Source organism: Maribacter sp. 6B07 (assembly GCF_002700155.1).
Taxonomy (GTDB): domain Bacteria; phylum Bacteroidota; class Bacteroidia; order Flavobacteriales; family Flavobacteriaceae; genus Maribacter; species Maribacter dokdonensis.
Genome location: NZ_PDUT01000001.1, coordinates 621,058 through 633,199, shown reverse-complemented (window position 1 = coordinate 633,199; position 12,142 = coordinate 621,058). Strand labels below are relative to the sequence as shown.

At 35.8% G+C, this 12,142-nt stretch carries 10 protein-coding genes; 4 read left to right on the top strand and 6 right to left on the bottom strand.

Annotated features, from left to right (window positions below; translation table 11 throughout):
• The first annotated feature begins 42 nt into the window (after positions 1 to 42).
• From CSC80_RS02655 to CSC80_RS02645, 3 genes are read left to right on the top strand one after another with little or no spacing between them, the layout of a single operon-like run.
• Positions 43 to 651, top strand: a complete 609-nt coding sequence (locus tag CSC80_RS02655) for a hypothetical protein (RefSeq protein ID WP_099189625.1) — start codon at positions 43 to 45, stop codon at positions 649 to 651.
• Positions 652 to 660: 9 nt separating this feature from the next.
• Positions 661 to 1,155: a (2Fe-2S)-binding protein gene (locus CSC80_RS02650; RefSeq protein WP_099189623.1), complete on the top strand. Its 495-nt coding sequence runs from the start codon at positions 661 to 663 to the stop codon at positions 1,153 to 1,155.
• A complete protein-coding gene (locus tag CSC80_RS02645) occupies positions 1,156 to 3,336 on the top strand; it encodes a molybdopterin cofactor-binding domain-containing protein (protein WP_074672213.1) in 2,181 nt (726 codons plus the stop codon).
• Here CSC80_RS02645 and CSC80_RS02640 read toward each other — a convergent pair.
• From CSC80_RS02640 to CSC80_RS02625, 4 genes are all read right to left on the bottom strand, one after another.
• A complete protein-coding gene (locus CSC80_RS02640; RefSeq protein WP_099189621.1) occupies positions 3,333 to 4,199 on the bottom strand; it encodes a lysophospholipid acyltransferase family protein in 867 nt (288 codons plus the stop codon). The genes CSC80_RS02645 and CSC80_RS02640 overlap by 4 nt on opposite strands.
• Positions 4,200 to 4,316: 117 nt before the next feature.
• Entirely contained in the window at positions 4,317 to 5,750 is a 1,434-nt protein-coding gene (locus CSC80_RS02635) for an SDR family oxidoreductase (protein ID WP_099189619.1), read from the bottom strand.
• Positions 5,747 to 6,262, bottom strand: coding sequence for a DUF1648 domain-containing protein (locus CSC80_RS02630; protein ID WP_099189617.1), 516 nt, complete (start codon positions 6,260 to 6,262; stop codon positions 5,747 to 5,749). Before CSC80_RS02630 ends, CSC80_RS02635 begins: the two co-directional genes overlap by 4 nt.
• A 1-nt stretch (position 6,263) precedes the next feature.
• The gene (locus CSC80_RS02625; protein WP_091606583.1) at positions 6,264 to 6,689 is read right to left on the bottom strand and encodes a hypothetical protein; all 426 of its coding nucleotides are present in this window, start codon (positions 6,687 to 6,689) and stop codon (positions 6,264 to 6,266) included.
• Between the two features lie 113 nt (positions 6,690 to 6,802).
• Here CSC80_RS02625 and argS point away from each other — a divergent pair, with 113 nt between their 5' ends.
• On the top strand, positions 6,803 to 8,584 hold the full coding sequence (gene argS / locus CSC80_RS02620; RefSeq protein WP_099189614.1) for an arginine--tRNA ligase: 1,782 nt from the start codon (positions 6,803 to 6,805) through the stop codon (positions 8,582 to 8,584).
• 2 nt (positions 8,585 to 8,586) lie between these two features.
• Here argS and CSC80_RS02615 read toward each other — a convergent pair whose 3' ends face one another.
• Positions 8,587 to 11,106, bottom strand: a complete 2,520-nt coding sequence (locus CSC80_RS02615) for a carboxypeptidase-like regulatory domain-containing protein (RefSeq protein WP_099189612.1) — start codon at positions 11,104 to 11,106, stop codon at positions 8,587 to 8,589.
• Entirely contained in the window at positions 11,087 to 11,998 is a 912-nt protein-coding gene (locus CSC80_RS02610) for a FecR domain-containing protein (protein ID WP_099189610.1), read from the bottom strand. Before CSC80_RS02610 ends, CSC80_RS02615 begins: the two co-directional genes overlap by 20 nt.
• Between the last annotated feature and the right edge of the window lie 144 nt (positions 11,999 to 12,142).

Here is a 12,142-nt window from a genome sequence, read left to right as displayed (position 1 = left end):
TATCTTCATAGAGATTGAAGCTATTTAGAATTCAAAGTCTATATGAGGTTAAAAGCAATTTATATTTTATTGGCATTCTCTTCTGCAGGATTTATTCTTGTATGGGCAAGTTCACCTATAATTACTGATTATGAAATTATAGAAGAAAAGGCTCTTTCTAATCAAAATGATGATGACTTCAATACAATGATGAATGTACTTACCCATCAACGTTGTGTAAACTGTCACCCAAATGATCATATTCCCAAACAAGGAGACGATAGTCATCCACATTATTTTGATATGGCAAGAGGTGAAGACGATCATGGTTTTGAGGCTACCAATTGCAATACTTGTCATCAGTCAGAAAATAATTTGAATTCAGGTGTGCCAGGTGCACCACATTGGGCGTTGGCTCCGGCATCAATGGCTTGGGAAGGACTCACTAGAACTGAACTAGCTGAGCGTTTGTTAGATAAAACCACCAATGGCAATAGAAGTCACGCAGCGCTTGTAAAGCATATGACAGAAGATGAGTTGGTACTTTGGGCTTGGGAACCCGGGGTAGATGCGGATGGTGATCCACGTACTTTGCCACCGGTTTCAAAAGAAGATTTTAAAAATGCGGTAGAAAATTGGTTTGCTAACGGGGCGGTTATTCCTGTAAAATAATATATCTATATGAAAATTTCCTTAACGGTTAACGGAGCTGTAAGATCAATTGATAATGCAGATGATAATACGCCATTGCTTTGGGTCATAAGAGATACGTTAAATTTAAAAGGAACAAAATTTGGCTGTGGAAAAGCGGCTTGCGGCGCATGTACATTACATGTAGATGGAGAGGCAGTACGTTCTTGTTCGTATCCGGTGAAATTTGCAATTGGTAAAAATGTAACTACCATAGAGGGGTTGGGAAATAGAGATCGTCCACACCCCGTACAGCAAGCTTGGATTGAAGAAATTGTTCCTCAATGTGGCTATTGTCAACCCGGTTTTATGATGGCAACGGCGGCACTTTTAAATAAGGTTCCCAATCCGTCAGATGAAGATATCGATAATAATATTATTAACGTATGCCGTTGCGGTACGTATTATAGAATGCGAAAAGCAATACATAAGGCAGCTAAGTTGCAAGCAAACATGGATATTGAATCAGTTAAAGAGGAGAAGTAAATGGCTGATAAAAAAAATGGTTCAAAAAAAGTATCTAGACGTAAATTTTTAATCAAGGGCGGTCTAGGTGCTATTGGAGTGGTTGCCATTGGTGCCTACATCTTTAGAAACCCGATAAGGCGGCAAATTTTAGGTGTGGTAAATTCATTGGAAGCACCTTATACCGACAATACAGACCAGCCTATGGTTTGGTTTGAGGTAAATTCAGATAATACAATAGTATTACACTCTCCTAAAATGGAAATGGGCCAAGGAACTTTTACGGGTATTGCTCAAATGGCAGCGGAAGAACTTATGGTTGGTATTGAGCAAATTCATGTGGTTCACGCTGTTTCGGCGACAGGTAATGTAGATAGCTTTGCTACTGGCGGAAGTACATCCATATCTGGATTGTGGCAACCGCTTAGAGAGTTGGCTGCAATGTTGCGGGTAATGCTTTTAAATGAAGCTGCTCGCAAAATGAATATAAATGTAGAAGAACTTACCATAGATAAAGGAATCATTTCTGGTGCAGGTGATAAAATGACCTACGCCCAAGTTGCGGAGGGGGTAGTAGATTGGGAGATTCCAGATGTTCCCGTTTTAAAGGATGCTAAGGATTACAAGTATATTGGTAAGCCTATTTCTAGAGTGGATTTGGATGCTAAAGTATATGGAGATCCTATTTTTGGAATGGATGCAGAAATGCAGGAAATGCTCTATGGAGCGGTGGTAAGACCAACTAAAATAGGAGCAACATTTGTAAGTGCGGACATTAAAGAGGCAGAGGGTATGCCCGGTGTCGTTAAGATTATTGTTGAAAATGATTTTGTAGGTGTAATTGCAAATTCTATCATTGAAGCTGAACATGCGAAAGAGGCTATTAAGGTTGTTTGGGAAAGTTATGAGGACTTAAGCACGGCAGATATTATAGGAATGATGACCGTTGGTAATGGTAATTCCATGGTCATACAAAAGAACGGTCAATCACTTGTCGAAGATGATGATTTTGAAACTTTGGAGTTTAGAAGTCCGATCGGTGCTCACGCACAAATTGAACCAAACGGAGTTGTTGCCTCTGTAGAAGGAGATAAGGCTACTGTTAAAATTTCAACCCAAGTGGTAAGTATTACCAGAAAAGAGCTTGCCAAACGTTTAGATATAGATGTTGAAAACGTCAATATCATACCTACTTATTTAGGAGGTGGTTTTGGTAGAAGATTACATACTCCACATGCGGTGCAAGCTGCTTTAATGTCAAAAGCAGTAGGTAAACCTGTAAAATATTTTTTTAGTAGAAAAGAAGAGTTTCAGCATGATATGTTTCGCCCTCCCACGCACCATGTGATTAAGGGTAAGCTGAATGCGGAAGGTTTTTTAGAAGCTCTTGAACATGATTTCGTAAGTGGTGATGTTGCAACTGATTCTGCTTTAATTCCTAATGCACTAACTAATTTTTTAGGTGCCGATGTAGGTGCTATACGTGGTGGTTTTATACAATATACGGCTGTTCCAAATTTTAAGGCGGTTCATTGGCATGTTACCTTACCATTTGCGACCAGTTGGTGGCGCAGTCTTGGGTTGTTGGCGAATACCTTTGCCATGGAGAGTTTTATGGATGAAATGGCTATTAAGGCAAAGAAAAATGCAGTAGATTTTAGGTTGGCACTAATTGGGGATGATGCCATTGATGTTCGTTTAAAAAACGTTATTCAGGCGGCAGCTGAAAAAGCGAATTATACAGAAGATATTATTGATGGTAGGGCTATGGGTTTTGCAGCTTCTATAGATGCAAATACGCCTTGTGCACAGGTTGCTGAGGTTTCAGTGGTTGGCAATGAAATAATTGTACATAAAGTCACTGTGGCCATGGACCCTGGATTAGCGGTTAATCCTGATCAGATTCGTGCTCAGTGTGAAGGTTCTGTAATTATGGGTATGAGTGCTGTTTTGTACGAGAAAATGGAAGTGGAAAATGGCGAATTAACACCTACGATCTATGGTCCTTATCAAATGGCTTTAATGAAAAATGCTCCAAAAGAAATAGATGTAGTTTTGTTGCAAGGAAAAGATACACCGGGGGCAGTGGGCGAACCTCCATTAGGACCAATTGGTGCAGCTATAGCAAATGCGGTTAGAAGATTGACCGGAGAAAGGCTGACCGAATTGCCCCTTAAAATTTCTAAAAATAATCTGAGCTAATAGGTGATACCATCTCTTTTCCACCTTTTGTGGGTCCACAAATATAGTTCTGGATACTTTTGTATGACCTCTTCTAATTTATGGGCATAGGTTTCTATAATATTTTGTTCGTCTAAGTTAGATGCTGAATTAACGATTGTTTCAAAGAATAGTTCATACGTGCCACGCTTTATTTTCTTTAAATAAGGGAGGAATATTATGGAATCTGTCTTTTTGGCAATTTTTGCGGCTCCAGTAAAAAAAGAAGTTTGCTGATTAAAAAATTGGGTTTGGGATTTACCGGATTTTCCTAAAGGACTTTGATCTCCAATTACACAATTCATAGAGACTACGTTATTGTTTTTTAAGTGTAATAAGTGTCTGTACCCTTTATTGCTTGGAATACAATGCACATTAAATCGTTCTCGCATTAAAATGAATAAGTCGTTGAAATATGTGTTTGATAAGGGTTTGTATAAAGTATTGCAGTTTACTTCTAGAAATAATGGAACCGTAGTAAGCCATTCCCAATTGCCTTGGTGAGCAGTGTACAGCATTATATTTTCATTATTTTTAAGATGATCGGTCAATTGGGATAAGTTATTGATCTTAAATCTGTTTTCAATCTCACTTGGTTTTATCGTTAATAATTTTATTGACTCGAAGAACATATCACAAAAATGCTTGTAGAATTTTTTTGCAATGCTGTTTATTTCTTTCTCTGATTTGTGAGGAAAAGCAAGATGCAAGTTTTTACACACTACTTTTTTTCTGTAGCCAAGTATATAATACGTTAAAAAGTAAGTAATGTCAGATATCATATATAACATCCAAAAAGGTAGAATGGACAATACATAAAAAGGGAAAAAACGTAAATATTTCATCTTCAAAATATTAAAAGCATTGATCAATACAGCTTAAATAGGTGTACAATACTAGTCGTAAAATGGAAATGAATATTACCTTAAAAAATAAAAAAATAACGCTTTAGCATGTGGAATTTAGTTGTGGTCCGTTTTAGCAATATTACTGATCATGCCGCCAAAAATAAAATAATGAAAGGGCACAATGCTGTACCAGTATAACCTGCCTCGTAATCCTCTAGGTCTAAAGGTTGCGGTTTGGTGCAATATGTTGTTCTCGTCAATTTTAAACTCTAGCCAAGCCTCTCCGGGCAGCTTCATTTCTGCAAACAATAGAAGTCTTTTTGCGTTTTTATCGGCCAATAGAACTCTCCAGAAATCCAATGCGTCTCCAGCGAATATTTTGTCTGGGTGGGTTCTTCCTCTTCGTAAACCTACGCCGCCCCAAAGCTTATCTAAAAAACCCCTGATTTTCCATAACCAATTTCCGTAATACCAACCAGTTTCGCCACCAATTCTCCAAATACGTTCCAAGACTTTTTCTGGATTTTTTACCTTAATCTGTTTGTAATCTTTGAGTACGCCATATTTTGGAACTTGAATATGTTTTTCAAGGTTTTCTAAAAAACGACCACTGATCATACTGTCTTTCCAACTGCTGATCACTAAATTTTGTTCGATTTTTTTAAAGGCAAGGTCAATGGCCTCTTTGTAGGTATGTGGTTCAATACCAAGTATTTCTTGCAATCTAGTGTCTTTTGCTATGACTTCAATTTTCATGCTATCCACTAGGTTCAACGCTAATTTATATGAAGTTGAGGTTACAAAATAGAGCCAATATGATGATAATTTTGGAGTCATCACAGGTACGGTCCAAATCCAGTTTTTGAATCCTCGCACTTCGGCATATTTATGCAACATATCTTTATAGGTAAGTACATTTGGACCCGCTATATCAAAAGAGTCGTTATAAGTTTTTTCGTGTCCTAGTACGCCGGTTAAAAAGGCTATGACATCTCTTATGGCAATGGGTTGCGTTTTTGTCAATACCCATTTTGGCGTAATCATAACGGGCAGTTTTTCACATAGGTCACGTATAATTTCAAAAGAAGAACTTCCTGATCCTACAATGATACCTGCCCTTAAAACCGTTAAATTATATTTTCCTTGATACAGAATTTCCTCCACATTTTTACGTGATTGTAAATGTTTTGAGAGTTTTTCATCATTGACAATACCGCTTAAATAAATAACTTGCTTAATATTTGTGTTGTTCACATATTTGTTGAAGTTGACAGCCGTTTTTGCTTCCATGTCATCAAAATCTTGGGTAGATGAGCTCATGGAGTGTATAAGGAAGTACGCGGCGTCTATATCCTTGGGTACAATATTTTCTTTAGGTTCTTCTAAAAAATCAATCTCTATGATTTGAATATTACTTCTAATTTCTTTGTCTACGGATAGTCTGCTTTCATCACGAACCGCACAAACAATTTCATGTCCCATTTCTAAGAGCTGCGGTAGTAAGCGCATGCCTATATAACCATTGGCACCTGTGAGCAGTATTTTCATTTCTTAGGAGTTTTATACATTTTAAATATGTAAAAAAATGGTATTATAGTTATACTGATTACCGTAACTATGGATAAACTTGAGAATTTAAAACCTAAGTTAATGTCATGTGCTTGTAAAATGATCTCTATGATTATTGGGGTAGCTATAATTGCTATCAATACGTTAATGTAGACCAACATTTTTAAAGATGTTTTATAAATTTCTGGAGCATTTTCATCCGTTACTTTTATAGGGTAGTTCATGTTCCATAGATTTATATTTTTAATTACCAGATAAAAAATAAAATAAATTATTGAACTTAAGATTGGAAATGTCCAAATAGTACTTTTGGTACCAAATCCGTCCACCTCTCCTTTATAATTAAAATGAGCGGGAATTATATCAGGTAAATTGGTATAGTATATGCCCACGATAATAAAGTTTATAGCTATAATTAGCCATCCTAAAGTAATTAGCCTTTGTTGGTATTTGGTTAGTTTTATTTTTAGTTTGGGTAAATTTGATGACATATTACAAATCTTCAATTGATGTAGGCGCGTTATCCGCTTTGTAGTCCATGATTTTTTTAAAGAATTTCTGTACCGCCTTGGTATCAGAGGCCACTTTTATAAAATATTGATCGCGGTAAATGGAGTAAACCGAAGCTTGACCTTTGTATATAGATAGTTTATAGTAGGGTATGATCAATGCATATGTTTCTAAAAGTGATCTAAACCCTATAATAATTCCATTTGGTCTCATCTCTATATTACAAACATCCCTATTGCTGTCTAATATGAGAAGATTTCTAATTTCAATGCTTGTCTCCGTAATGATCAGTTTTGGTGACCCAATGCCGTTCATGGCCCATCTTTCTTTTAAGGTAAAAGGCTTGCCTACTTCTTCCTCAATTTTTTTAGTGACGGCTTTATTATTGTATGATACGTTTAACAGCATGCAATTTTTTGTACAGTTTTACTAAAGTTAACGAAATACCGCATGAATGCCACATCTGTTTACCCTTAAAGCATAAAAAATCATTAATTTTGCAGGCTTAATTAAACGTTTTGATGAATATTCAAGAGGTACTATCAGTTAAAGTAAAAGAAGCGGTAAAATCTATTTTTGATAAGGATTTGCCAAATGTGGAATTTCAACCTACCCGTAAGGATTTTGAGGGAGATATTACTATTGTGGTTTTTCCAATGTTACGTGTAGTGAAAGGAAACCCAGTGCAAATTGGGGAGCAAATTGGTGCATATTTAGAAGAACACATAGATGAGGTTGCCGGCTTTAATGTGATTAAAGGATTCTTGAATATTGTTATAATCGATTCTTTCTACTTGAATTTTTTCAACTCGATCTCAACCATACCCAATTATGGTTATGTGCAAGAGTCGGATGATGCCGTTATGGTAGAGTACTCTTCGCCAAACACTAATAAGCCATTACACCTGGGTCATATTAGAAATAACTTATTAGGATATTCCGTTGCGGAAATTTTAAAGGCATCGGGTAAAAAAGTATATAAAACTCAAATTATCAATGACCGTGGTATTCATATCTGTAAAAGTATGGTGGCTTGGCAAAAGTTCGGAAATGGGGAGACACCCGTATCAACCGGATTAAAAGGCGATAAGCTGGTTGGTAATTACTATGTGGCTTTTGATAAAGCTTATAAAGAACAAATAGCGGATTTAGTTGCTAAGGGAATTGATAAAAAGGTTGCTGAAAAAGAAGCTCCTATTTTGTTAGAAGCTCAAGAAATGCTTTTAAAATGGGAAGCTGGTGATCCTGAAATCGTAACCTTATGGAAAACCATGAACGGTTGGGTATATAAAGGTTTTGAAGTTACCTATAAGAATTTAGGAGTAGATTTTGATACGCTATATTATGAAAGTGATACCTACCTTTTAGGTAAGGATGTTGTTGCGGAAGGATTAAAGAAAGGAATATTTTTTAAGAAAGAAGATGGTAGTGTTTGGATCGATTTGACCGAAGACGGATTGGATGAGAAAATTGTTCTTCGTTCAGATGGCACTGCGGTCTATATGACCCAGGATATTGGTACCGCCATACAACGTGTTAAAGATCACCCAGATGTTAATGGTATGGTTTACACTGTTGGTAATGAGCAAGATTATCACTTTAAGGTTTTGTTTTTAATTCTGCAAAAACTTGGTTTTTCTTGGTCAAAAAAACTGCACCACCTAAGTTATGGTATGGTAGATTTGCCTAGTGGGAAAATGAAAAGTAGGGAAGGCACCGTTGTAGATGCCGATGATCTTATGGCAGATATGACCCAGACCGCTGCTAATATTTCTGAGGAACTTGGTAAGCTTGAGGACTATAACGAAGAAGAAAAGCAGACGCTTTACCAAATGATAGGTTTGGGCGCTTTAAAGTACTATATTCTTAAAGTAGATCCTAAAAAGAGAATCTTGTTCGACCCAGAAGAGTCGGTAGATTTTCAAGGTAATACAGGACCTTTTATTCAGTATACCTATGCTCGTATTCAATCTATTTTGAGAAAGGCAGAAAGTATGGGTATCAATATTTCTGAAGATGCCAAAGTTTCTGAGTTACATTCAAAAGAAAAGGAATTGATCAAACAGCTTCAACTATTTCCAGAGACCATTCAATTGGCTGCAGATAATTTTAGTCCGGCATTGATTGCTAATTTTACCTATGATCTGGTAAAGGAATTTAATTCTTTCTATCAACAGGTTTCCATATTGGGAGAGGTAGATGAAGCTAAGAAAGTATTACGAGTTCAATTATCTAAAAAGGTTGCCCAGGTTATACAAGATGCATTCAAATTATTAGGTGTAGAGGTTCCTGAGCGTATGTAATTTTAAAAATTGAATCGTACGCTGGCATTGGGAGTTATACCTAATGAGATACGCTCAATAGTTTCAATGGTATTATCGTCTAGTAGTCTGTAATAGGTGTTTAATGTATTGCGTCTATTGGTGAAATTTAATACGGATACTCCAAAGATTATATTCCTTTTATCATCAAATTTTAGGGTATAATTTGCTGATGCATCTGTCCTAAAGTATTCTGATAGCCTACTGCTATTTGGTTCTTCGTAATTTATTTCGGCAGGAAAAACGGTTTGATCTATTGGGTCGTTTTCGTCTGGTCGGGTAAAAGGTTTTCCCGATTTGTAATTAATGCCCATTCCTATTTTTAAATTACCAACGGTGTAGTTTCCTGCAAGTGTTATAGCGTGTCTAACATCTAAATTGTTCGGAAATGTTGCAGGATCCAAAACATTGAAGGTATAGTCGTTTTTGTTGAAGGTGTAACTAAGCCAAGCACTATAATCGCTATTCTTGGTGTTGATCAGAAATTCAGCTCCTTTAACTGTATAAGATCCAATTTCACCATTAAACTGATTCTGATTTTGAAAACCTTGTGTGTATACGTTGATACCATTTACTTCCTTGTAAAAAGCATCTATGCCCACATATAATTTATTGATATCATAATTGAAACCAATAGACCCCTGTTTACTTTTTGTAATGGGCAGCGCATCACCATCAGATAGTATCCACCTTCTTTTTTCAATACCTAAAAAATTTTGTTCTAAATCTATGATCTGATTGGTAACCTGACTTTTGTATTCCCCTAATACTTCCGTTTTAAAATTTGGTAGTAGCTCATAACTGATATTTATGCGAGGTTCAAAAATGAATTCTTGAAACGTATCTAGGTTTTCTATATAGTTCAAACGACCACCAATGAATCCGTTGAGTCTCTCATCTTTTGAGCTATAGTTTATTTCAGTGAATATACCATGTTTACGGATAACCCCTTTTATGTTACTTGCAAATGGAGGCTGATTAACATTTGTAGTGTTTTCAATTCCCGTTTCGGAAAATTCATAACCGTTTGTCCATTTAAGATTTTGTCTTAAAAGGTAATTGGTTACAAGTTTTATGTTAGATTCTTTTACTAGATTATTTTGGATCAGTCGTTGTGCGTCATTGTTTGATATAGATAGGGCATCCAGATCATATTGAGTGTAATAGGCACTTAATTGTGATGTAAGATTACCTGTCCATTCGCTTTGTAATTCACTGCCAATTGAAAAATTATCTTGATTTAGATTACTGCGGTTTGGTGCAGTGCTGTTTTCAACCGATTCAAAATAGTTTAGATTATTACTCATTGTAATCATACTGGTGCTCACCTTGTGGTATGGGTTTATTTCATAGATGAATTTGGTGGTGAAATCATAAAAATAAAATTCACTCTCTTGATTTACTTCTGAATCTTGAAAGGCTTTTTCTGAGAAGGTAGTGTAGGTTGGAGTGTTAAGGAAATCGGTATATGATCTACGGGCAGAAACTTGTAATGCTGATTTTTTACTAATTGTAATTTCACCAAAAACATCACCCGAGATTAAATTTACACCAGCTCCGCCATTGAAATTTAAAGGTAATTTTCCCATAGATTTCATGCTCAAGGTACCACTTACGCCATCACTAAATATGGCTGAGGTTCCATTTTTTATGATCGTTACATTTTCTGTAACATAAGGGTTGAATGCAGATATTAAGCCAAAGAAATGTCCCGTTTGATACATTTTTATTCCGTCCCACAGAATAAGGTTCTGGTCATTGGTACCTCCTCTTATATTAATATCTGAAACAGTTTCATCAACGCTTTTAATACCTGGTAAAGCTTGTACCGTTTGTAAAATATCTGGTTCACTAACACCTGGTAGAATGCCAAATTTTGATGGATTAAGTTCAATACTGGAGTTGTCAAGCTTCTGTAAACCTGTAGTCAAAAATTGTGTCACAATGACTTCATCTAACTCTTGGTAACTCAGCGGCAGGGCAACAATGTTACATTCTGCAGAGTTAATGAATTCTTTTGCTTTTAAGAAAGTAGGTTTGTAACCTAAATGTTTGATCTGAATTATTGCATTAATAGGAACATTATCAAAACTGAACGAGCCATTTTCTTTTGTGATACCAGATAAGTTGGTCCCATAAATTTCAATAGTGGCACCAGGTATGGTATTCTCTTCGAAATTATCGAAAACAAAACCGCATATAGAAACAGTGGTGGCTTTGGTTAAGGTATAATAGCGATCATTAAGTTTATTAATGGTGATCCCAGTTGTATTGTTAATTTCTTTTATGATGGCTTCAAGTGAATTAGAATCAGGTGGCGGTATTTGTACGGTATCAACATCACTGTCGGCAAAAGAGAATTTTACATCATAGGTCTTTTCTAGTTCAGTAAGCACATTGCGCAATTGCACCAATTTTTTTGGTGAATTCTGTGCATAGCTATTTAAGCCGAATATCAGCACAAAAAATAAATAAGAAAGAGTTTTATGGTGCTTCTTCTGCATAGAACAGCACTTTGTTCCCATCTAAGTTAAACTTAATTTGTAAAGGAACACTTATACTTTGCAGGGCAAGTTCTAGATTTTTGTTGCTAAAAGTACCCGTAAAAAGTTGAGTGATATCAATATGTTCTGTGCTAATCTCAATATCATATTGTCTTTGAAGTTCATCTAAAACATAATGTAACGGTATACTTTGAAAAGAACTTTCCTTTGACAACCATGTAGGTTCGCCATTTACGGTAGCTTTAGATTTTCTGCTATTGCCGGCAATTGTCAAAATCGAATTGCCTGCAGGTAATTTTGTTTCATTGCCATTAATGGTAACGCTAACCAAACCCTCAAAACAGGTTACTTCAAAATAATCTTTTCTATTTTCTACATTGAACTGGGTGCCTAAAACGGTAACCAGACCTTGGGAGGTATGAACAGTAAATTTTTCTCCCTTGGCAACTTTAAAATACGCTTCGCCATCAAGGTCTACGTTTCTGTTAGAGTCCCATTTTTTTTCGTTAAAAGATAGTTCAGAGGCTGCATTCAAAATAACCTCAGAATTATCTGGTAGGGTTATGAATTTGTTTTCTGCATATGTTGTCGTAAAAGACTCGTTCAAGGTACTCAGGTAAAAGAAAGACCCGGCCAATAATATCGCAATGACCGCAGCAATTCGTAGAAATGTCTTGAACGGAGTTAAAACAAAAACTTTAGGTGTTTCTGGAGTTTTACGTTGTTCAATAGTATTCCATGCTTTTTCTTTATCAAATTCAGGTGATTCTAATTTTGATGCGGACTCCTTAATTTTTCTATATGTTTCGTATGCTTCAGATTTCTTGAACTCTGCCAACTCGGCATCGGTCAGTTCATCATTAAGCCATTTTGCTAAGTAATTGTCTTGCATATTTTTAGCTTTGTTTTAGTATAACAACTAAGTTTTTGAAAACCCTACTTTTATTTTACGTATCAAGTATTAAGTACTTTATTTAATATTTTAAATTTTCACTTAATACTTTGTACTCCTTACTTAATATTATTTTTTTCCTAA

What these genes read in the sequence shown, in the direction of transcription:
- CSC80_RS02655 (WP_099189625.1), top strand. Translation starts at nt 43, where the DNA reads ATGAGGTTAAAAGCAATTTATATTTTATTGGCATTCTCTTCTGCAGGA.
- CSC80_RS02650 (WP_099189623.1), top strand. Translation starts at nt 661, where the DNA reads ATGAAAATTTCCTTAACGGTTAACGGAGCTGTAAGATCAATTGATAAT.
- CSC80_RS02645 (WP_074672213.1), top strand. Translation starts at nt 1,156, where the DNA reads ATGGCTGATAAAAAAAATGGTTCAAAAAAAGTATCTAGACGTAAATTT.
- CSC80_RS02640 (WP_099189621.1), bottom strand. Translation starts at nt 4,199, where the DNA reads ATGAAATATTTACGTTTTTTCCCTTTTTATGTATTGTCCATTCTACCT.
- CSC80_RS02635 (WP_099189619.1), bottom strand. Translation starts at nt 5,750, where the DNA reads ATGAAAATACTGCTCACAGGTGCCAATGGTTATATAGGCATGCGCTTA.
- CSC80_RS02630 (WP_099189617.1), bottom strand. Translation starts at nt 6,262, where the DNA reads ATGTCATCAAATTTACCCAAACTAAAAATAAAACTAACCAAATACCAA.
- CSC80_RS02625 (WP_091606583.1), bottom strand. Translation starts at nt 6,689, where the DNA reads ATGCTGTTAAACGTATCATACAATAATAAAGCCGTCACTAAAAAAATT.
- argS (WP_099189614.1), top strand. Translation starts at nt 6,803, where the DNA reads ATGAATATTCAAGAGGTACTATCAGTTAAAGTAAAAGAAGCGGTAAAA.
- CSC80_RS02615 (WP_099189612.1), bottom strand. Translation starts at nt 11,106, where the DNA reads ATGCAGAAGAAGCACCATAAAACTCTTTCTTATTTATTTTTTGTGCTG.
- CSC80_RS02610 (WP_099189610.1), bottom strand. Translation starts at nt 11,998, where the DNA reads ATGCAAGACAATTACTTAGCAAAATGGCTTAATGATGAACTGACCGAT.